Here is a 20,575-nt window from a genome sequence, read left to right as displayed (position 1 = left end):
TGTGCCGGGCAGCAATCTCTTCCGACGCGCCACCTTCAAGGCGGCCAATGCGCTGCGCACGGCCAATTACTGGCTGATCGCGCAGGTCGCCATCGGTCTGTTGCGCCTGCTGCGGCGCCTGCCGGCCGACCGCGCGCTCGATTTTATCGACCGGGCGGCGCGGCGCCTCGGGCCGTTGTTCGGCCGTCACCGCGTGGCGCTCGACAATCTGCGCCGCGCCTTCCCCGAAAAGTCCGAAGACGAGATCAAGCAAATTGCCCTCGACATGTGGGGCAACATGGCGCGCCTCGGCGTCGAATATATCTTCATGGAACAATTGTTCGACTTCGTTCCCGACAGCGACGAACCCGCCCGGGTCGAGGTGATCGGCGAAGAGCTTTTCAGGCAATTGCGCGACGAGAAGCGCCCGCACATCTTCTTCACCGGCCATATCGGCAATTTCGAGCTGCTGCCGGTGGCCGCAGCCGCCTATGAATTGCCCGTGGCCGCACTCTTCCGCGCCCCCAACAACCCCTACCTGGCGGCGGAGGTCCTGTCGAAACGCGAAGACTCCATGGGCGATCTCATCGCCTCGCGCCGCGGCGCAGCCTTCACGCTCGCCCGCGTGCTGGAGCGTGGCGGCAATGTCGGGATGCTCGTCGACCAGAAATTCCGGCGCGGCGTCGAGACGACCTTCTTCGGCCGTCCTTGCGAGACAAGCCCGCTCCTGGCAAAGCTCGCGCGCCAGTACGAGTGCGACGTCTATCCCGCGCTGAGCGTACGACTGCCCGGCAACCGCTTCCGTCTGACCATTTTCGACAAGCTCGACCTGCCGCGCACATCCGCCGGCACGCTCGACATCGACGCCACGACGCGGTTGCTCAACGACATTGTCGAGGAATGGGTGCGCGCCAATCCCGGCCAGTGGATGTGGTTCCACAAGCGCTGGAAACTGTCGCGTTAACCCGCTCATCGGGCATTGTTCGGGAGAATCCGTGTCCGGTGTTGCCGCCGAAGCGCGCCAGCATCACCGTCTTCCCGACAAGGCCGGATGCATCGCCGGTGCCGACGCCCTGCCCCGCAATGCCGGCGCCCAGGCCCAACAGGACCGCCACCGCGAGGCCGGCCAGGTATCGAAGCAGGACCTTGTTGCGCCTGAATGCACGAGCAATTCTTGTCATGATGCATTTCCCTGCGCCCCCGGTGACGCTACGTAACGGCAGGCAGATGCCGCATCAGTGAAATGCCTTACATTGCCCTCACGCCGAACTTTCCCTCCGATCCCCTGAATAGGCTTGGACCAGGCGACAATCGCGATTTACTCGCGGCCTGTTTCGCGCTTTGATCGGCCCGGGATCCGAACATGCGGGAACACGGGAGAAGAACATGACAATGTGGAAATCGGTATTGGCGGCGACGGCGATGGCCCTGGCGACCAGCACGGCCGCAATGGCGCAGCGAACCGATCTCGTCGTCGGTGTGGTGTTGGAGCCGCCGCACCTCGACCCGACGGCAGGCGCGGCCGCCGCGATCGACGAAATCGTCTACGCCAACATCTTCGAGGGGCTGACGCGAATCGGACCGAGCGGCGAAGTGCAGCCGGCACTGGCCGAAAGCTGGGAGATTTCGGACGACGGCAAGGTCTACACCTTCAAGCTGCGCGAAGGCGCAAAATTCCATGACGGGACCGATTTCGACGCCGAGGACGTGAAGTTCACGCTCGACCGGGCGCGCGCCGATGATTCGACCAATGCGCAAAAGGGATTGTTTGAGGCGATCGAAACCGTCGAGGTCGTCGATCCCGCGACGGTCACGGTGACGCTGGAAAACCCGCAAGGCTCGTTCCTCTACAATATGGGCTGGGGAGACGCCGTGATCGTGGCGCCCGAATCGGCCGAGACCAACAAGGAAAAGCCGGTCGGCACCGGGCCGTTCAAATTCGACAACTGGGCAAAGGGTTCGTCGATCACCATCTCGAAGGCCGATGATTACTGGGGTGAGCCGGCCCATCTCGACAAGGCCGAGTTCCGCATCATCCCCGATGCCGCAGCCGCCGTGCCGGCGCTCCTGACGGGCGACGTCCAGGCCTTCCCCCAGATGCCGGCGGGCGACGCGCTGCCGCAGATCGAGGCCGATTCGCGCTTCGAGGTCGTCATCGGCGCCACGGAAGGCGAGACGATCCTGTCGACCAACAACAAGAAGGCGCCGTTCGACCAGCTCAAGGTGCGCCAGGCGATCGCCCATACGCTCGACCGCGAGGCGATCATTGCCGGCAACGGCTCAGGCTACGGCACGCCGATCGGCTCGCATTTCTCCCCGGCCAACGAGGCCTATGTCGACCTGACCGACACCTATCCGCACGACATCGAAAAGGCCAAGGCGCTATTGGCCGAAGCGGGCTTTGAGGATGGGATCAAGGCGACGCTGAAACTGCCGCCGCCGGCCTATGCACGTGACGGCGGCCAGGTGGTCGCCGCGCAGTTGCGCGAGATCGGCATCGAATTGGAGATCATCCCGGTCGAATGGGCGCAATGGCTCGATCAGGTCTTCAAGCAGAAAGACTACGATCTCACCATCGTCTCGCATACCGAGCCGAACGACATCGGCATCTATGCGCGCGACGACTACTACTTCCAGTACGACAATCCCGCCTTCGACAAGGTGATGGAAGAACTGGAAGTCACCTCCGACCAGGCCAAGCGCAACGAACTCTACAAGCAGGCACAGAAGATCATCGCCGACGACGCGGTCAACGGCTACCTGTTCCAATTGCCCAAGATCGGCGTCTGGGACGCCAAGCTGGAAGGCTTGTGGGAAAATTCGCCCATACAGGCCAACGACCTGACCAAGGTACAGTGGGCGGAATAGGCCACTGTTACTCCGGCCATGATCGATTTCCACGTTGCCCCCCTCTGGGCTGCCGCCCATCTCCCCCACGAGGGGGGAGATGGGAAGCCTAAGCGACACCGATTGACCTGCAACGTCAGCGATTGGCGCAACCGGTCGTTCGAGCCAATTTCCCCCCTCGTGGGGGAGATGTCCGGCAGGACAGAGGGGGGCGCGATGAAACACCCCCCTTTGCAGATTTATCCGTCATGATCGCCCTTCAATGATCGCCTATATTCTCAAACGTCTTTCCATCGGCATTGCCACGCTGATCGTCGCCTCGATCGTCGTTTTCTCGGTGCTCGAGATCGTGCCCGGCGATCCGGCGCAGCTCATGCTGGGCATGAACGCGACCGAGGACGCGCTTGCGGCATTGCGCGAGCAGATGGGGCTCAACCAGCCGCTCGTCATGCGCTATCTCGACTGGGCCGGTGGCCTGCTACGGGGCGATTTCGGCCAGTCCTTCACCTATTCCTCGCCGGTCATCGACCTGATCGCCGAGCGTGCCGCCGTCTCGCTGCCGCTTGCCGTGATAGCGCTCGTCATGTCGACGGCGATCGCCATTCCCGTCGGGCTCTTTGCCGCCTCGCGCCGCGGCAAGGCTGGTGACGCGGTGGCCATGGGCGCGGCACAGTTCGGCGTGGCGGTGCCCAATTTCTGGTTCGCCCTGATCCTGATCTATGTCTTCGCGGTCTGGCTGCGGCTCGTACCGGCGGGCGGATTTCCCGGATGGGAGGCGGGCCTGTGGGCCGGCGTCAAGGCGCTTCTTCTGCCCGCCATTGCACTCGCCCTGCCGCAGGCCGCCATCCTGGCGCGGGTAACGCGATCCGCCCTGCTCGAAGTCCTGGGCGAGGACTATATCCGCACCGCGCGGGCGAAAGGCATGCCGCGGCGCTCCGTGTTGTGGCGCCATGCGCTCAGGAACGCCATGATCCCGGTCCTGACCATTCTCGGCCTGCAGTTCGCTTTCCTGCTCGCCGGCACCATCATCATCGAAAACGTCTTCTATCTGCCGGGGCTTGGCCGGCTCGTCTTCCAGGCGATCACGCAGCGCGATCTCATCGTGGTCGAAGGCGTCGTCATGCTGCTTGTGGCCAGCGTCATCATCGTCAACGTGATCGTCGACCTTTGCTACGCGCTGGTCGATCCCCGGCTGAGGACACGCTGATGACCGCGCAGGATCACACCGCCCAGGACGGCACGGGCGCCTTCATCCGGCTCGCCTTTGCCAACCGCTCGTTCCTCGCCGGTTTCGTCATCACCGTGCTGATCGCGGCCATGGCGCTTCTGTCCTTTGTCTGGACGCCCTACGACGTGACCGCCATCGAGATGGGCCAGCGCATGCGGGGGCTCTCCTGGGTGCATCCGTTCGGCACCGACCATTTCGGTCGCGACATCCTGTCGATGATCATGGTCGGCTCGCGCAATTCCATCGCCGTGGCTATCGTTGCCGTCGTCATCGGCATGGGGCTCGGTGTGCCGCTGGGCTGCTGGGCCGCGGCGCGGGGCGGATGGGTCGACGAGGCGCTGATGCGCTTCAACGATCTCGTCTTCGCCTTCCCTGCCCTGCTCTCGGCGATCATGATCACCGCCATATTCGGCCCCGGCGCGCTCAATGCCATCATCGCCATCGGCATTTTCAACGTTCCGGTCTTCGCCCGCGTGGCGCGCGCCGGCGCCCTTTCGCTGTGGCCGCGCGAGTTCATCCTGGCAGCCCGCGCCGCCGGCAAGGGCAAGACGCTGATCACGCTCGAGCACATCCTGCCCAACATCGCCTCCATGCTGCTCGTCCAGGGCACGATCCAGTTCGCGCTCGGCATCCTCGCGGAGGCCGGGCTTTCCTATGTCGGGCTCGGCACGCAACCGCCCATGCCGTCCTGGGGCCGCATGCTGTTCGATGCCCAGACGCGCATGATGGTGGCGCCGCATCTGGCACTGTTTCCCGGCATGGCGATCGTCGTCACCGTGCTCGGGCTGAACCTGCTCGGTGACGGTCTGCGCGACGTGCTCGACCCGAAATTGAGGCGCGAACGCTGATGACCCTGGTCGAAATCGAAAAGCTGTCCCTGTCGATCGGCGCCACACCGATCCTGAAGGATGTCGATCTGTCGATCGGCGCCGGCGAAACGATGGGGCTGGTCGGCGAATCCGGGTCGGGCAAGTCGATGACGGCGCTCACCCTGATGCAACTCCTGCCGCAGGCCGCCCGCGCGGCCGGCCGCGTCACCTTCGACGGCATCGACATCCTGTCGGCGAGTGAGGAGGCCATGTGCCGCCTGCGCGGCGACGATATCGGCATGGTGTTCCAGGAGCCGATGACCGCGCTCAACCCGGTCAAGACGATCGGCGAGCAGGTCGCCGAAGGCATTCGCTGGCACACCGGCGCCAACCGCGCCAATGCCGAGGCAAGCGCCCGGCGCATGCTCGAGCGGGTCGGCCTGCCCGAAGCGCAATTTCCGCTGTCGCGCTTCCCGCACGAGCTTTCCGGCGGCCAGCGCCAGCGCGTCGTCATCGCCATCGCCTGCGCGCTGAAGCCGAAACTTTTGATCGCCGACGAGCCGACGACGGCGCTCGACGTGGTCTTGCAGGCGCAGATCCTCGACCTGCTGCGCGACCTTGTCGCCGAGGACCGCATGGGGCTCCTGCTCATCTCGCACGATCTGGCCGTCGTCACCGACATGGCCGACCGCGTGACGATCATGCGCCATGGCGAGGTGATGGAAGAAGGCGAGACGGCAAAGACGCTGTCTGCCCAGGTCCACCCCTATACGCGCCAGCTTGCCCAGTCCTCCATGCATGCACCGGAGCGGCCCAACAGGCATGCTGCCTCCTCGACCACCGGCGACCTCTTGCAGGTCGACACGGTCGTGCGCGACTATCCCGGCCGCCGCAGGTCCTTGTGGAAGAAGACCGAGCCGTTCCGCGCCGTTGATGGCGTGTCCTTCTCCATGAAGCCCGGACAGTCGGTCGCGCTCGTCGGCCGTTCGGGTTGCGGAAAGTCGACACTGGCGCGCATGATCCTGGCGCTCGACAATCCGACCGGCGGCGAAATCCGTTTCATGGGCGAGAGCCTTGCCAGCCGCAAAGAGGCCGCGCTGCGCCCCGCACGGCGCAACATGCAGGTCGTCTTCCAGGATCCATACGGCTCCTTCGATCCGCGTCACCGGGTCGAGCGCCTTGTCGCCGAGCCGCTCCACCTTCTGGAAAAGAAGCCCTCGCGCGCCGAGCGGCGCGAAATGGTGGCGAATGCCCTGCACGAGGTCGGCATGCGGCCGGCCGATATGGACAAGTATCCGCACGAGTTCTCCGGCGGCCAGCGCCAGCGCATCTCGATCGCCCGCGCCATCATCACGCGGCCCAAGCTGGTCGTGGCCGACGAGCCGGTCTCCGCGCTCGACGTCTCGATCCGGGCCCAGATCCTCGACCTCTTCGCCGATCTGAACCAGCGGCTGGGCGTGGCCTATCTCTTCATCACCCACGACCTGACGGTCGCCCGCGCCATTACCGACGAGGTGATGGTGATGCATGACGGCCGGATCGTCGAAGAGGGACGCACCGGCGCGGTGCTCGACAATCCGCAATCGGATGCGGCCAAGGCACTGATTGCCGCGGCGCCGGACCTGCGCCGCGCAATCAGGCGGAAGCTGCAGGAACAGGGGTGATCGCGCGCATCGGCGCCATACTCGCCATGAAGACGGGCGCCCGGCTGCTTCTGGACGACACGAACCCGCCTCGCGCCCTTGCCGCCGGATTGGCCGGATAGACCATCGGAGCGGCGAGCCTTTTCCATCGCATGCCGATCGCCCAGAGCATCTCCCGCTCAAACGGAATCGTTTGAGCGAAAGGTACATGCTCCAGAATATTGATCTGGCGCGCATATCTTTGCTTCAAACGTTTCCGTTTGAAGCGAACGCGCGCTAAGCTTCCTGACCGAGCCAGGAGGACGTTTTCGATGGAAGCCCGATCGCCCGCACCGGCCTTGCCGAGCCCGCCGCAATGCGGCCATTACGAGATCCTGCACCGCGGCGCTCCGGCCGCTCTTGCCGGTCACGTCACGAGCATCACCTGCTATCGCGAGAGCGTTCCCGGTCATTTCCGGCAGATCGAACCAGCTTCGCTGGACATACCTTTGATCATCGGCTTCGACGGTCCCTTCGCCATCGGCATCGGCCATACGCCCGGACCATCGGACACCGTGACAAGCTTCGCCTCCGGGCTCGCCCCGCGCAATGTCGTCATCGATTCCTTCGGTTCGGCGCATTGCCTGCAGATCAACTTCACGCCGCTCGGCGCCTATCGCTTCTTCGGCCTGCCCATGCATGAACTCAACAGCCGTCTGATTGCGCCCGACGACCTGCTGGGCCCGGCCTTTGCCGAACTGCGCCAGCGCCTCGGCGAAGAGGCGGACTGGAACCGACGGGCCGACCTCGCCGCAGCCTTCGTGATCCAACGTCTCGGCAAACGCCCGGCGACCGCCTCCCCGGCAATCGCGGCCGCCTATGCGGCACTGGTCGGCAGCGGCGGCCGGCTGCGCGTCGAAACCCTGGCCAGACGCCTCGATGTCAGCCGCAAGCATCTGGCGCACCGATTTTCAATCGAAGTCGGGGCCAATCCGAAAACGGTGGCCCGCATCGTGCGCTTCAACAGTGCGCTCGCCAAGGCACGCGCTCAGGCGTCGCCCGACTGGGCCGACATCGCGCTGGAATGCGGCTATGCCGACCAGGCGCATCTGGTGCGCGAGTTCCGCGACTTCGCCGGATGCTCGCCGGTTCGTGCAGGGCAGATGCTGATGTGAGGACCGGCAGAGACGACCGAGGTTACATTTCTTCAATACGCTGCCGCAGTCGGCTGTCATGATCGCGACCAGTCAAATTGCATTGGGAGCAGTCAGATGACAGTCGCAGAATCCGCCCGCACAGCCCATTATGTCGCCATCGAGCCGCCGCGCATCTTCCCGGCCCTGCGCTTCAACGATGCCGCCACAATGATCGATTGGCTGGTCGACGTGCTCGGCTTCACCGTCCATGCCAAATATATGGACGGCGACAAGGTCGCCCATGCCGAACTGGCCTTCGGTTCGTCGATGATCATGCTCGGAGACGCCAAGCCGGACGCCTTTGGCGCGTTGGTCGGGGCGCCCGGCGATACCGGCGGCAAATCGCTCTATGTCGTCGTCGACGACGCCGACGCGCTCTACGAGCGGGTCAAGGCCGCCGGCGCAAGAATCCTCCAGGCACCGACGGACCGCGACTATGGAAGCCGCGAGTTCATCTGCGCCGATCCGGAAGGCAATGTCTGGTCGTTCGGCACCTATTGGCCGAAGGCGCACGAGGAAGCTCACTGATCGCCATTGGTGGCGCCATCTGCTTCCGCGCGCCAGCCAGCGCACATCGGCGCATCCATTCGTGCACAACGCCTGTGCCGGGCGTCGAGTTGCGCCGCCTCCCTGTTGGTCTAAATTGCCTCGACTGCCCTATATAGGGACGAAGACGTCAGGGAGGACGCAATGGACGCCATCGTGGATGCGGCTACGGGCCAGTTCGAGCTCAACGAGGACCAGCGCGCCATTCAGGACATGGCCCGCGCCTTCGCCGCCGACAGGGTCGCGCCCCAGGCGCTCGACTGGGACCGCCAGAAGCATTTTCCGGCCGACGTGATCCGCGAGACCGGACCGCTCGGCATGGGCGGCATCTATGTGCGCGAGGATGTTGGCGGTTCCGCACTCGGGCGCCTTGACGCGGTCCTCATTTTCGAGGCGCTGGCCGAGGCCTGTCCGGGCTTTTCCTCCTTCATCTCCATCCACAATATGGCGGCGTGGATGATCGACAGCTTCGCCAGCGACGAGCAGCGGCAGCGCATTCTGCCGAAGCTGACTTCGATGGAGTGGCTGGCGAGCTATTGTTTGACCGAACCGGGATCCGGCTCCGATGCGGCAGCGCTGAAGACGAGAGCCGTCAAGGACGGCGACCATTACGTCCTCAACGGCGTCAAGCAGTTCATCTCGGGCGCCGGCGGCAACGACCTCTACGTCGTCATGGTGCGGACCGGCGATGAAGGCCCGAAAGGCGTCTCCACCTTCGTCATCGAAAAAGACACGCCCGGCCTGTCCTTCGGCGCCAACGAGCACAAGATGGGCTGGCACATGCAGGAGACACGCCAGGTCGTCTTCGAGGATTGCCGTGTGCCGGCGGAAAACCTCCTGTCCGGGGAAGGTGCAGGCTTCAAGATCGCCATGGCAGGGCTCGACGGCGGCCGGCTCAACATTGCCGCCTGTTCGCTGGGCGGGGCGACGAGCGCGCTTGCCAAGGCGCTTGCCTATGCCGGCGAACGCAAGGCCTTCGGCAAGGCCATCAACCAGTTCCAGGCCCTGCAGTTCAAGCTCGCCGACATGGAGACCGAGTTGCAGGCATCCCGTCTTCTGCTCTATGCGGCCGCCTCGAAGCTCGACGCCAAGGCACCCGACGCATCGAAATGGTCGGCCATGGCCAAGCGCTTCGTCACCGATGTCGGTTTCGACGTCGCCAACGAGGCGCTGCAGGTCCATGGCGGATACGGCTATCTGCACGAGTACGGAATCGAGAAGCTGGTGCGCGACCTGCGCGTTCACCAGATCCTGGAAGGCACCAACGAGATCATGCGCGTCATCATCGCGCGGCATCTGGTGGAAAGGGAGTAGGGGAAGAGGTGCGAGGAGCAGCCAGCCCAATTCCCCTACTCCCCTACTTCCTTATTCCCCACTCACTCACCCCCCATTCCGAAGGAAACCCGACATGACCACCATCGCATTCATCGGCCTCGGCAACATGGGCAATCCCATGGCCGCCAATCTCGTCAAGGCCGGTCATACCGTGCAGGGTTTCGACCTCGTTGCGGAAAATCTGGACGCCGCCAAGGCCAATGGCGTAGCGGTGATGGACAGCGCGGCCGCCGCGGTCAAAGGGGCCGGTACCGTCATCACCATGCTGCCGGCAGGCAAGCACGTCCTCGGCGTCTATGAAGACATCGCGCCCAAGGCCGAAAAGGGCGCCCTGTTCATCGATTCCTCGACGATCGACGTCGAATCGGCACGCAAGGCGCATGCGATCGCCGCCGACCACGGCCTGTTGTCGATCGACGCGCCGGTCTCCGGCGGCACGGGCGGCGCAGCAGCCGGCACGCTGACCTTCATGGCCGGCGGCACCAGGGACGCCTTCGACACGGCCCAGGCGATCCTCGAGCCGATGGCGGGCCGCATCGTCCATTGCGGTGACGCCGGCGCCGGCCAGGCGGCAAAGATGTGCAACAACATGATTTTGGGCATCTCGATGATCGGCGTGTGCGAAGCCTTCGTGCTGGCCGAAAAGCTCGGCCTGTCGCACCAGGCGCTGTTCGACGTCGCCTCCACCTCGTCCGGCCAGTGCTGGTCGCTCACGACCTACTGCCCGGTGCCGGGGCCCGTGCCCGCCTCTCCGGCCAACAAGGACTACACGCCCGGCTTTGCCGCCGGCCTGATGCTGAAGGACCTGAAGCTCGCCCAGGAAGCGGCCGCGCAGGCCGGCGCGGCCACGCCGCTCGGCGCAGAGGCCGCACAACTCTATGCGCTCTTCAATGCCATGGGCCATGAAGGCTCGGATTTTTCCGGCATCATCAACTTCCTGCGCGGGGATGGCAATTGAGGGATGGGCAGTCAGCCCGCGCGACCCGTTAATCTCTTTCCTGGCTCGATTCAGATTTGCTTAAGCTTACGCTAACCGCACGGTAACGATGTGCCGGTAGAAATGATTGCGAGGCGGCCGTTGCAGCCGTCGCGCTCCGGATCAGGTTGAGCGTACCGGAGCAAGATTTTTTCTGTGACCGAGTAACACGTTCAGTGCGTTATTCTTCTGCAGGACCGCGTGCCTTCGGCGCGCGGTCTTTGCTTTTCTTCCCGGCCGCAGAGCCAACTCAGTCCTGGGGCTGGAACTGTATGTCGACCGGCGGACGCAGGGCATTGGCCAGCCGGTTCGTCTCGTTGGCCTTGCCGGCGACGGACAACACCTCCATCAGCATGGCATCCGTCATCCCCTTGGCGCGGGCGGACGCCGTGTGCGAATAGGTGCAGTACTCGCAGCCATTGGTGGCCGACACGGCGATATAGATCAGTTCCTTGGTCAGCGGATCGAGCGCGCCGGGCCCCATGACGTCCTTCAGCGCTTCCCAGGTGCGCTTCAAGTGCGCCGGGTCGTGCGCCAGCACCTTCCAGAAATTGTTCACCCAGTCGGTCTGCCGCACCGCCATGATGTCGTCATAGACGGCGCGGACCTCGTCGCTGGCATCCTCGTACTGGACGAGGGAAACGATCGGCGGATTGGACATGCTTGCCTCCCGGATGCGCTGCGGGGCGTCCTTTGAACGCCCCGCTCGTCTGGTGTGTCAACCCTTGGCAAGGTCTTCCTTCGCCAGGTCCAGTGCCTTCACGATGCGCTCGCAGGCCATGTCGATCGTCTCGCGGGTCCAGATCAGGGGCGGCGACATGATCATCGTGTCGCCGGTGGCCCTGAGCATCAGCCCTTTGTCGATCGCATGATCGCGCACGGACACCGCAGCGCTGCCTTCGGGCTCGAAACGCTGTTTCGTCGGCTTGTCCCTGACGATCTCGATGGCGCCAAGCAGGCCGAACGTGCGCACCTCGCCGACGAGATCGTGACCCGCGATCCGTTCCTTGAGTGCTGTTTCGAAATAGGGGCCCGTCTCCTCGCGCACCCGTTCGATCAGCCCTTCGCGCTCGATGATCTCCAGGTTCTTCAGCGCCACGGCGCAGGCCACGGGATGGCCCGAATAGGTATAGCCATGGAAGAACTCGCCGCCCTTTTCCACCAGGGTGGAGGCGATGCGGTCGCCCACCAGCAATGCCGAAAGCGGCTGGTAGCCCGACGTCAGGGCCTTGGCGGTCGTGATCGTGTCGGGCTCGATGCCCATCGACTGCGCGGCGAACCATTCGCCGGTGCGGCCATAGCCGGTGATCACTTCGTCGAGCATCAGGAGCACGTCATATTTGCGGCAGATGCGCTGGATCTCCGGCCAGTAGCTCGCCGGCGGGATCTTGACGCCCCCTGCCCCCTGGATCGGCTCGCCGATGAAGGCGGCAACCTTGTCGGCGCCCACGCGCAGGATCTCCTCTTCCACGGCGCGCGCCGCCCTCAGGCCGAAATCGTGCTCGCTCTCGCCGGGTTCGGCCAGTTCATAGGCGTAGGGCATCGTGACATGGGCGATGTTGGGCACCTCCCCGCCGAGTTGCGCATGCATGTCCGCCATGCCGCCGAGCGACGTCCCGGCGACGGTGGACCCGTGATAGGCCATGTTGCGCGAGATGATGCGGTTCTTCTCCGGCTTGCCTTCCAGCGCCCAGTAGTGGCGCACGAGCCGGAGCGCCGTATCGTTCGCCTCCGAGCCGGACGAGCCGTAAAACACCTGGTTGATATGCGCCGGCGCGATCTCGGCCAGCCGCTTTGACAAAAGAACAGGCGTCGGCGTCGAGCAGCGGAAGAAGGAATTGTAATAGGGCAGTTCCTTCATCTGCTGATAGGCGGCCTCGGCCAGTTCGTCGCGCCCGTATCCGACATTGACGCACCACAGCCCGGCCATGGCGTCGAGGATCTCGTTGCCTTCCGAATCATGGATATACGGCCCTTTGGCACCGGTGACGATGCGGCTGCCGGCACTGCGCAGGTCCTTGTGGTCGGTGAATGGATGGAGGTGATGCGCGGCGTCGATCTCCTGAAGCTGCTTCAGGGAAAAGTTCTGATAGGTCATGGAGCAAATCCTTCACGTTAAACCATTCCGGCAATGGCCGGGGCACGGGTTCAGGCGAAGGTTGGCGGCGAATAGCCGATGCGTGCGCACAGCCGCAGAAGCTCGGCATGGCGGGTGCGCGGCGACGGCGTCACCGCGGAAGCAAACCCGGCCATGTCGAAACCGATCTTGCGCATGGCGGTGACTTTAGCCCGGAGCCGCCGCGCCGTTCAAGCGGCTTCGCGCCGCCGGGTCGAAGGCGCAAACGCAGTCGCCGCGGTCCCGCGGCCACCCGGGAAGCCATCGCTTTATGTCGGAATGATTGTGCTTCTGGTCGCCGCTTCGTCTATCGGCGCCCGCCAGCGCCGCCAATATGGGAGCATCGATCACCAGGACTGGAGAGCGCATGACCGTCAACGTTCCGCCAACATCCGGCCTGACCGAGGGAACGCGCAGCAGGCGCGGCGGGCGCGCTGCCAAACGGGCGGAGAAGGCAGGCGCATTCGAGCAGGCGCCTTTCAGGCAATTGAAGAACCCGTTTGCGCCCGCACGCATCGTCTCGGACGACGAACTGGAGGCGATCCATCACGCGTCGCTGCGGGTGTTGAGCGAAATCGGAATGGATGTGCTTCATGCCGATGCGCGCGCCATCATGAAGCAGAACGGCGCAGATGTGCGCGAGGGTTCCGAGCGCGTACGCTTCGATCCGGAAATGATCATGGAACTGGTCGCGCACGCCCCGTCGGAATTCACCATGCATGCCCGCAATCCGGCGCATGATATCCGCTTCGGCGGCGACAGCATCATATTCGCTCAGGTCGCCTCGGCGCCCAATTGCTCCGACCTCGACAGCGGCCGGCGCCCCGGCAACCAGATCGACTACCGCAACCTGGTCAAGCTCGGCCAGATGCACAATGTCATCCATTGCAGCGGCGGCTACCCGGTCGAGCCGATCGACATCCACCCCTCGATCCGCCACCTCGAATGTCTCCGCGACCTGGCGCTTCTGACCGACAAGGTCTTCCACATCTATTCGCTGGGCAAGGAGCGCAATCTCGACGGCATCGAGATCGCCCGCATCGCGCGCGGCATTGGCCGTGAGCAGATGATGGAGGAACCCTCCGTCCTCACGGTGATCAATACCAATTCGCCGCTCAAGCTCGACATTCCGATGCTGGAAGGCATCATCCAGATGGCGGGCATGGGCCAGGTGACGATCATAACGCCGTTCACGCTGGCCGGCGCCATGGCGCCGGTGACGATCGCCGGCGCGCTGGTCGAGCAGAACGCCGAGGCGCTGGCCGGCATCGCCTTCGCGCAGATGGTGAGGAAAGGCGCGCCGGTCGTCTATGGCGGCTTCACCTCCAATGTCGACATGAAGTCCGGAGCCCCCGCCTTCGGCACGCCGGAAAACGTCAAGGCGCAGATCGTCGGCGGCCAGTTGGCGCGGCGCTACTCCATCCCCTATCGCACCTCCAATGCCTGCGCGGCCAACACGGTCGATGCGCAGGCAGCTTACGAAAGTATGTTCTCGCTGTGGGGCGCGGTCCAGGGCGGCGGCAATTACGTCAAGCACGCCGCGGGATGGCTCGAGGGCGGGCTTTGCGCGTCCTACGAAAAGACGATCCTCGACATCGACCTCCTGCAGATGATCGCCGAGATCTTTGTCCCGCTCGACATTTCCGAGGAAGCACTGGCAATCGACGCCATTCGCGACGTCGGTCCTGGCGGCCATTTCTTCGGCACGGCGCACACGCAAGCGCGCTACAAAACCGCCTTCTACCAGCCGATCGTCTCGGACTGGCGCAATTACGAAAGCTGGGCCGAAGCCGGCAGTCCGACGGCGATCGACCGGGCCAATCGGGTATGGAAGGAGCGGCTTGCGACCTACGAGAAGCCGCCAATCGACCCGGCAATCGAGGAGGAAATCAACGCATTTGTCGAAAAGCGTATCGCCGAGGGCGGCGCGCCGACAGATTTCTAATCGCTGGGCACCATGGCGAATTTCGACTGGCACGCCGAGCGTAGCGACCTTTCAGACCTTACCCTGCTCGACCGGGCGCCCGAGTCCGAAGGCATCGACCTGAGCGCGGTTCGCCGGTACCGGCTGGCAAGGCTGCGTGGCGAGATGAAGAGCCGCGCCATCGCCGCCGTCATCCTTTCCGACCCCGTCGACATCCGCTACGCCACCGGCACGCGCAACATGCAGGTCTTTTCCGCGCGCAACGCGCCGTCACGCTACCTGCTCGTCACCGAACACCGCACCATCCTCTACGAATTCACCGGCTGCATGCATCTGGCCGCCGGTTTCGAGACGATCGACGAGGTGCGCCCGGCCCGCACGGCGAGCTTTGTCGCCGCCGGGCCGAACATTGCCGAACGAGAAAGGGATTGGGCGGCGGAAATGGCCGCCACGCTTCGCGAACTGGTGGGCCGGGAGGCCACGGTGGGCTTGGAGCGCATGAATGCCGGCGCGGCCATCGCACTCGCCGCAGAAAGCTTTCGCATTGTCGACGCGCAGCAGCCGGCCGAGATGGCGCGGGCGATCAAGTCGCCGGAAGAGATGAAATGCGTCAAGGCTTCGCTGCGCGCCACCGAAACGGCCGTTGCCCGGCTGCGCGATGCCATCCGGCCGGGCTTGAGCGAAAACGAATTGTGGTCGGTGCTGCATCGGTCCGTCATCGCCCAGAATGGCGATTATTGCGAAACGCGCCTCCTCTCCTCGGGCCAGCGCACCAATCCATGGTTCCAGGAAACCGGGCCGAAGCGCATCGCCGATGGCGAGCTGATCGCGCTCGACACCGATGTGGTCGGCTGCCACGGCTACTATTCGGACTTTTCACGCACCTTCCACTGCGGCCCCAGCAAGCCGACCGAGGCGCAAAGGACACTCTACAAAACGGCGCTCGAGCAGGTCGAGCACAATATGCAGGTCATCCGGCCGGGCATGAGCTTTCGCGACTATGCCGAGCGGGCCTGGACGATCCCCGAGCGCTATTTCGCCAATCGCTATTATCTGTCGGCCCATGGCTGCGGCATGACCGGCGAATACCCCTATCTCTATCACCGCGCCGATTTCCCCGATGCAGGCTATGACGGGACCATCGAGCCCGGCATGACGCTGTGCGTAGAAAGCTATATCGGCGAGGAAGGCGGTTCGCAGGGCGTCAAGCTGGAACAGCAGATGCTCGTGACCGAGAGCGGCACCGAGCTTCTTTCAAAATTCCCTTTCGAGACGAACCTTCTTTCATAAAACACATGTGAAGCAGCAAGAAGCGGACACAGGACCATGAAATCTCATGCAAAAGCGGTTGTCATCGGCGGTGGAGTGGTGGGCTGCTCGGTGCTGTACCACCTGGCCCGCGCCGGCTGGCGCGACGTCATGCTCATCGAGCGCTCGGAGCTCACCTCCGGCTCCTCGTGGCACGCCGCCGGCGGCTTCCATACGCTGAACGGCGATCCCAACGTCGCCAGGCTGCAGGCCTATACGGTGCAGCTTTACAAGGAGATCGAGGAGCTTTCCGGGCAATCCTGCGGCCTGCACCTGACCGGCGGCGTCATGCTGGCCGACAGCCCCGAGCGCATGGACTTCCTGCGCCTCGCCCACGCCAAGGGGCGTTATCTCGGCATGGAGACCGAGCTCATCACGCCTTCCGAAGCCAAGGCGATGTATCCGCTGATGGATGAAAGCCATTTCGTCGGTGCCCTGTGGGACCCCGTGGAAGGCCATCTCGATTCTTCCGGCACCACTCACGCCTATGCCCGGGCCGCGCGCAAGCTGGGCGCGGAAATCGTGCTGCGCAACCGCGTCACCGACCTCACCCAGGAGCCCGACGGCACCTGGAACGTCGTCACCGAGCAAGGCACGGTGAAAACCGAGCATGTGGTCAATTGCGGCGGGCTGTGGGCGCGCGAGGTGGGCCGCATGGTCGGGCTCGAGCTGCCGCTGCTTGCCATGGAGCACATGTATCTGCTTACAGAACCCATGCCGGAGGTGGAGGAATTCAACCGCGCCACCGGCCGCGAGATGATCGGCGTGATCGACTTCAAGGGAGAGATCTACACCCGCCAGGAGCGCAACGGCATCCTGCTCGGCACCTATGAAAAGGCTGCAAGGCCATGGTCGTCGCGCCAAACGCCGTGGGATTTCGGCCACGAGCTTCTGGAGCCGGACATCGACCGCATCGCGCCGTCGCTGGAGGTGGGCTTCCGCCACTTCCCGGCACTGGAAAACGCCGGCATCAAGCAGGTCATCAACGGCCCCTTCACCTTCGCACCGGACGGCAACCCGCTGGTCGGCCCTGTCCAGGGCCTCACCAACTTCTGGTGTGCCTGCGCTGTCATGGCGGGCTTTTCCCAGGGCGGCGGCGTCGGGCTGGCGCTCGCCAACTGGATGGTGGACGGCGATCCGGGATTCGATGTCTGGGGCATGGATGTTGCCCGCTTCGGCGAATGGGCGAGCCTGCGCTACACCAACGCCAAGGTGCGCGAAAACTATTCGCGCCGATTCTCCATCCGCTTCCCCAACGAGGAACTGCCCGCCGCCCGTCCCGCGCAGACGACGCCGCTCTACGACATCATGACCCGCGACAACAATGCGGTGATGGGCGATTCATGGGGCCTGGAAACCCCGCTCTGGTTCGCGCCAAAGGGCACGGAGCCGAAGGACATCGTCTCCTTCCACCGCTCCAACGATTTCGAGCATGTCGGCAACGAAGTGCGCGCCGTGCGCGAAAGCGCCGGCATCACCGAGATCGCCAATTTCGCCAAATACGAGGTCTCGGGCCCGGGCACGGAAGCCTTCCTCAACCGGCTGATGACCAACCGCATGCCGAAGACGGGCCGCATCGTGCTCACCCCGATGCTCAATGAATCCGGCAAGCTGATCGGCGATTTCACCATTGCGAAGGCCAGCGAAGACCGCTTCATGATCTGGGGTTCCTCGGCGGCGCAGATCTATCACATGCGCTGGTTCGAAAAGCACCTGCCGGAAGACGGCTCCGTCTCCATCCACCGCTTCGACCAGACGCTTGTCGGCCTTTCCATCGCCGGGCCGAAAGCGCGCGCCGTGCTCGAAAAGCTCGCCGATATCGACGTTTCGAAAGAAGCCTTCCGCTTCATGGATTTCCGCGAAATGGCTGTCGCCGGCGCGCCCTGCATGGTCAACCGCCTCACCTATACGGGCGATCTCGGCTACGAAATCTGGATGCCGCCCGCCTATCAACGCCTCGTCTACGAGGCAATCAAGAAAGCCGGCGCCGAATTCGGCATCGTCGATTTCGGCATGCGTGCGCTTCTGTCCATGCGGCTTGAAAAGAACTTTCCCACCTGGTTCCGCGAATTGCGCCCCATCTACGGGCCCTTCGAGGGTGCGATGGACCGCTTCGTCAAGCTGGACAAGAACGATTTCATCGGCCGCCAGGCCGCCGCAAAGGAACAGGCCGAAGGGCCAAAACTGCGCCGCGTCTCCTTCATCATCGACGCCGAAGACGCCGATGTGATGGGCGACGAACCGGTCTGGGCAAGGACCGCCACCGATTACGGCACGGTCGAAAACCCGCACGGCTACGGCGCCCCGCGCTTCGGCCCGGACGGCAAGGAGACGACGGGCAGCAGCAGCGGCGGCAGCGTAAATGGCATCACCGACGGCGAATGGCGCGTCGTCGGCTGGGTGACATCGGGCGGCTATGCCCATTATGTGCAGAAATCGATGGCGCAGGCCTATGTGCCGGCGGAGCTTGCCGAAAACGAAAGCGAGCGCCTGTTCGAGATCGAGATCCTCGGCCAGCGGCGGACCGCCCGTATCAATATCGAGCCACCATTCGATCCGGCCGGAGAAAGGATGCGGGGTTAGAGCAATTCCAGGAGAAGTGGAAACCGGTTCTCCGTCCGGAATTGCGTCGAATCAAAAGGTTAGATCGGCGAACCGATTCCGTGAAACGGTGAGCCGATCTAGGTCACGACCACGCAGTAATGATGTGGATAGGTTGGGTGAGCCATGGCCGATCCCGGCGCGCGGGTGGATAGTCGGCAAGCGCGCCCGTTCGGGCGACACCATCTCCCGCTTGCAATGGATCGAGACAGAATGCTCAAAACCTCCTTCACTCTCCTGGCCACGCTGGCCGCCGGCTCCGCCGTCTGGTCGGCACCGGCATTCGCCGAACCTTTTGCGCCAAAGGTCTTGGTCATCACCATGTTCGGCGAGGAAGCCAAACCCTGGTTGGAAAATGGCAAGCTGGAGACGAAAACGGCCGTGCCCGGCCTGTCGAAGGACTATCCCGAAGTCGCCTGCAACGCCGACGGGCTCTGCCTGATGACGACGGCAATGGGTTTCGCAAATGCCGCCAGTTCCGTTTCCGCCCTGGTCTATAGCGGCCTCTACGACCTGGAGCAGACCTATATTCTCATCGCCGGCATCGGGGGCGTCGACCCGAGCGACGGCACGCTCGGTTCGGCCCATTGGGCGCGCTACGCAATCGACGGAGGGCTGCGGCACGAAATCGACCCGCGCCAGGTTCCCGCCGAATGGCCGAATGGCGTGGTGGCGCTCGGCGCCGCAAAGCCGGGCGAAAAACCGAAATGGGGTTCGGGGACAGAAGTCTACGAACTCAACGAAGCCCTGGTGGACAAGGCTTTCTCCCTGACCAGGGACGTCGAACTGGCCGATAGCGAGAAGGCGCAGGCCTATCGCCAGGCCTATGGTGAAGCGCCGGCCGGCGCGGCCCCCGAAGTCAGCATCTGCGACACGCTTTCCTCCGACACCTACTGGCATGGCACCGACATCGCCGAGGGCATGGGCGAATGGGTATCGCTGCTGACCGAGGGCAAGGGCAATTACTGCACCACGCAGATGGAGGACAACGCGACGCTGACCGCCCTGCGGCGCGGCGCCGATGCGGGGCTGCTTGATTTCAGCCGCGTCGCGCTTTTGCGCACGGCATCGAATTTCGACCGCGAACCCGACGGGATGAGCGCGGTCGAGTCGCTGACCGCCGACTCCGGCGGTTTCGGCCCGGCAACCGCCAGTGCCTACCGCGTCGGTTCGGTCCTGGCACAAGCCGTGATCGAGAATTGGGCCGAATGGGAAAACGGCGTTCCCGCCGACTGACGCCATCGCTCTGGCGTTGCCGGCTCGGCGATCAACCCAATCGTAGGGCCGGCAGCACCATCTCGGCCAGGCCCGACGCGGCGATATAAGGCAGGCCCTTGCGCCGCGCCGTCCAGCCGGCAACCGCGACCTTCTCTGACGCCGGCTCGAAGCGCCTGATGAGGTCCCAGGTGCGGCAGTCGACCGCGCACAGATCCGCCCTGCCCTCGGCAACGGCGACGACAGATGCGCGGTGACCACCGGTCTCGATGCGTTCGGAAAACACGGCAACGCTCTCTCCGGCGGCCTGGAGATCGCGCTCCAGCGCGATCGTGCCCGACATGGAGGCCGGTTCGTTGAAGGCGAGCCGGCGCCCGCGCATCAGGTCGAGCGGCAGCATCGCCCGCCCATCGGCCGGCGCGGCGACGGGCTTCTCAGGTGCCTCGCCCTTCCGCATGACAATGGCGCTCGAATAGAGAGCCCCTGCCCCGCCCTCGTAAGCGTCATAGTTCGGCTGGCCAACGACCCGGACATGATCGATCAGGCCGGATTCGAGCGGCCCCCAGCAGGTCTGGCCCAGAATGAGGGCGGGATGGCGCCACAGCGTGAAGAGATCGAGTTCGTCCAGTGGCAGCGTTGCCGGATCGGGTGCGATGACATTGCCGGCCGCATCGCGAATGCCGCCCGGCACGGCCGGCAGGTCGGCGTTGCAGCGGGCCAGGCGTTGCGGCGCCTCGATGCCGGCGGCGCGCAGGCGATCGCACAGGCCCGCCCATTCCGCGTCGGTCTCGGCGCGGGCTTCCGGGAAATCATACATGGGCAGTGCGGCCACATAATCGCTCATTGGGCCCACTCAGCCGATATGGGGGCGAT

17 protein-coding genes are annotated in these 20,575 nt (G+C 64.3%); 13 read left to right on the top strand and 4 right to left on the bottom strand.

Features of this window, described 5'->3' with window-relative positions; genetic code table 11:
• Position 1: 1 nt before the first annotated feature.
• The 9 genes from GM909_RS09650 to mmsB all read left to right on the top strand — a co-directional run bounded on the left by GM909_RS09650 (position 2) and on the right by mmsB (position 10,520).
• A complete protein-coding gene (locus GM909_RS09650; protein WP_157016175.1) occupies positions 2-943 on the top strand; it encodes a lipid A biosynthesis lauroyl acyltransferase in 942 nt (313 codons plus the stop codon).
• Positions 944-1,365: 422 nt separating this feature from the next.
• Positions 1,366-2,847 (top strand): ABC transporter substrate-binding protein, encoded by a 1,482-nt coding sequence (locus GM909_RS09645; RefSeq protein ID WP_157016174.1) that lies wholly within the window; start codon positions 1,366-1,368, stop codon positions 2,845-2,847.
• A gap of 241 nt (positions 2,848-3,088) precedes the next feature.
• Complete coding sequence (locus tag GM909_RS09640) at positions 3,089-4,033, top strand: ABC transporter permease (RefSeq protein WP_157016173.1); 945 nt, start codon at positions 3,089-3,091, stop codon at positions 4,031-4,033.
• Positions 4,033-4,902, top strand: coding sequence for an ABC transporter permease (locus GM909_RS09635; RefSeq protein WP_157016172.1), 870 nt, complete (start codon positions 4,033-4,035; stop codon positions 4,900-4,902). The genes GM909_RS09640 and GM909_RS09635 overlap by 1 nt, the downstream gene beginning before the upstream one ends.
• Positions 4,902-6,527 (top strand): ABC transporter ATP-binding protein, encoded by a 1,626-nt coding sequence (locus GM909_RS09630; RefSeq protein ID WP_157016171.1) that lies wholly within the window; start codon positions 4,902-4,904, stop codon positions 6,525-6,527. Before GM909_RS09635 ends, GM909_RS09630 begins: the two co-directional genes overlap by 1 nt.
• 290 nt (positions 6,528-6,817) lie before the next feature.
• Positions 6,818-7,660, top strand: a complete 843-nt coding sequence (locus GM909_RS09625; RefSeq protein ID WP_157016170.1) for a helix-turn-helix domain-containing protein — start codon at positions 6,818-6,820, stop codon at positions 7,658-7,660.
• Between the two features lie 96 nt (positions 7,661-7,756).
• On the top strand, positions 7,757-8,209 hold the full coding sequence (locus tag GM909_RS09620; RefSeq protein ID WP_157016169.1) for a VOC family protein: 453 nt from the start codon (positions 7,757-7,759) through the stop codon (positions 8,207-8,209).
• 162 nt (positions 8,210-8,371) lie between these two features.
• Positions 8,372-9,541: an isobutyryl-CoA dehydrogenase gene (locus GM909_RS09615; protein ID WP_157016168.1), complete on the top strand. Its 1,170-nt coding sequence runs from the start codon at positions 8,372-8,374 to the stop codon at positions 9,539-9,541.
• Between the two features lie 94 nt (positions 9,542-9,635).
• Complete coding sequence (gene mmsB / locus GM909_RS09610; RefSeq protein ID WP_157016167.1) at positions 9,636-10,520, top strand: 3-hydroxyisobutyrate dehydrogenase; 885 nt, start codon at positions 9,636-9,638, stop codon at positions 10,518-10,520.
• Between the two features lie 268 nt (positions 10,521-10,788).
• On the opposite strand, the gene GM909_RS09605 is transcribed toward mmsB, so the two are convergent.
• The 3 genes from GM909_RS09605 to GM909_RS09595 are packed head-to-tail and all read right to left on the bottom strand — an operon-like array spanning position 10,789 to position 12,812.
• Complete coding sequence (locus tag GM909_RS09605; RefSeq protein ID WP_157016166.1) at positions 10,789-11,199, bottom strand: carboxymuconolactone decarboxylase family protein; 411 nt, start codon at positions 11,197-11,199, stop codon at positions 10,789-10,791.
• A 57-nt stretch (positions 11,200-11,256) separates the two neighbouring features.
• A complete protein-coding gene (locus tag GM909_RS09600; RefSeq protein WP_157016165.1) occupies positions 11,257-12,636 on the bottom strand; it encodes an aspartate aminotransferase family protein in 1,380 nt (459 codons plus the stop codon).
• A 50-nt stretch (positions 12,637-12,686) separates the two neighbouring features.
• Positions 12,687-12,812 carry a capsid protein gene (locus GM909_RS09595; protein WP_157016164.1) on the bottom strand — a complete coding sequence of 42 codons (126 nt, stop codon included), beginning with the start codon at positions 12,810-12,812 and terminating at the stop codon, positions 12,687-12,689.
• A 209-nt stretch (positions 12,813-13,021) separates the two neighbouring features.
• Here GM909_RS09595 and GM909_RS09590 point away from each other — a divergent pair, with 209 nt between their 5' ends.
• From GM909_RS09590 to GM909_RS09575, 4 genes are all read left to right on the top strand, one after another.
• The gene (locus GM909_RS09590; protein ID WP_157016163.1) at positions 13,022-14,599 is read left to right on the top strand and encodes a trimethylamine methyltransferase family protein; all 1,578 of its coding nucleotides are present in this window, start codon (positions 13,022-13,024) and stop codon (positions 14,597-14,599) included.
• 12 nt (positions 14,600-14,611) lie between these two features.
• Complete coding sequence (locus tag GM909_RS09585) at positions 14,612-15,868, top strand: M24 family metallopeptidase (RefSeq protein WP_157016162.1); 1,257 nt, start codon at positions 14,612-14,614, stop codon at positions 15,866-15,868.
• 36 nt (positions 15,869-15,904) lie between these two features.
• Positions 15,905-18,469: a GcvT family protein gene (locus GM909_RS09580; protein WP_157016161.1), complete on the top strand. Its 2,565-nt coding sequence runs from the start codon at positions 15,905-15,907 to the stop codon at positions 18,467-18,469.
• A 231-nt stretch (positions 18,470-18,700) separates the two neighbouring features.
• A complete protein-coding gene (locus tag GM909_RS09575) occupies positions 18,701-19,723 on the top strand; it encodes a purine-nucleoside phosphorylase (protein ID WP_157016160.1) in 1,023 nt (340 codons plus the stop codon).
• Between the two features lie 31 nt (positions 19,724-19,754).
• Here the strand turns inward: GM909_RS09575 and GM909_RS09570 are convergent, their stop codons facing one another.
• Positions 19,755-20,546: a phosphate/phosphite/phosphonate ABC transporter substrate-binding protein gene (locus tag GM909_RS09570; RefSeq protein ID WP_157016159.1), complete on the bottom strand. Its 792-nt coding sequence runs from the start codon at positions 20,544-20,546 to the stop codon at positions 19,755-19,757.
• Positions 20,547-20,575 lie beyond the last annotated feature (29 nt).

Source organism: Mesorhizobium xinjiangense, from assembly GCF_009749525.1.
Classification (GTDB): Bacteria; Pseudomonadota; Alphaproteobacteria; order Rhizobiales; family Rhizobiaceae; genus Mangrovimarina; species Mangrovimarina xinjiangensis.
This window is presented reverse-complemented; position numbering and strand designations above follow the sequence as displayed.

What these genes read in the sequence shown, in the direction of transcription:
- GM909_RS09645 (WP_157016174.1), top strand. Translation starts at nt 1,366, where the DNA reads ATGACAATGTGGAAATCGGTATTGGCGGCGACGGCGATGGCCCTGGCG.
- GM909_RS09640 (WP_157016173.1), top strand. Translation starts at nt 3,089, where the DNA reads ATGATCGCCTATATTCTCAAACGTCTTTCCATCGGCATTGCCACGCTG.
- GM909_RS09635 (WP_157016172.1), top strand. Translation starts at nt 4,033, where the DNA reads ATGACCGCGCAGGATCACACCGCCCAGGACGGCACGGGCGCCTTCATC.
- GM909_RS09630 (WP_157016171.1), top strand. Translation starts at nt 4,902, where the DNA reads ATGACCCTGGTCGAAATCGAAAAGCTGTCCCTGTCGATCGGCGCCACA.
- GM909_RS09625 (WP_157016170.1), top strand. Translation starts at nt 6,818, where the DNA reads ATGGAAGCCCGATCGCCCGCACCGGCCTTGCCGAGCCCGCCGCAATGC.
- GM909_RS09620 (WP_157016169.1), top strand. Translation starts at nt 7,757, where the DNA reads ATGACAGTCGCAGAATCCGCCCGCACAGCCCATTATGTCGCCATCGAG.
- GM909_RS09615 (WP_157016168.1), top strand. Translation starts at nt 8,372, where the DNA reads ATGGACGCCATCGTGGATGCGGCTACGGGCCAGTTCGAGCTCAACGAG.
- mmsB (WP_157016167.1), top strand. Translation starts at nt 9,636, where the DNA reads ATGACCACCATCGCATTCATCGGCCTCGGCAACATGGGCAATCCCATG.
- GM909_RS09605 (WP_157016166.1), bottom strand. Translation starts at nt 11,199, where the DNA reads ATGTCCAATCCGCCGATCGTTTCCCTCGTCCAGTACGAGGATGCCAGC.
- GM909_RS09600 (WP_157016165.1), bottom strand. Translation starts at nt 12,636, where the DNA reads ATGACCTATCAGAACTTTTCCCTGAAGCAGCTTCAGGAGATCGACGCC.
- GM909_RS09595 (WP_157016164.1), bottom strand. Translation starts at nt 12,812, where the DNA reads ATGCGCAAGATCGGTTTCGACATGGCCGGGTTTGCTTCCGCGGTGACG.
- GM909_RS09590 (WP_157016163.1), top strand. Translation starts at nt 13,022, where the DNA reads ATGACCGTCAACGTTCCGCCAACATCCGGCCTGACCGAGGGAACGCGC.
- GM909_RS09585 (WP_157016162.1), top strand. Translation starts at nt 14,612, where the DNA reads ATGGCGAATTTCGACTGGCACGCCGAGCGTAGCGACCTTTCAGACCTT.
- GM909_RS09580 (WP_157016161.1), top strand. Translation starts at nt 15,905, where the DNA reads ATGAAATCTCATGCAAAAGCGGTTGTCATCGGCGGTGGAGTGGTGGGC.
- GM909_RS09575 (WP_157016160.1), top strand. Translation starts at nt 18,701, where the DNA reads ATGCTCAAAACCTCCTTCACTCTCCTGGCCACGCTGGCCGCCGGCTCC.
- GM909_RS09570 (WP_157016159.1), bottom strand. Translation starts at nt 20,546, where the DNA reads ATGAGCGATTATGTGGCCGCACTGCCCATGTATGATTTCCCGGAAGCC.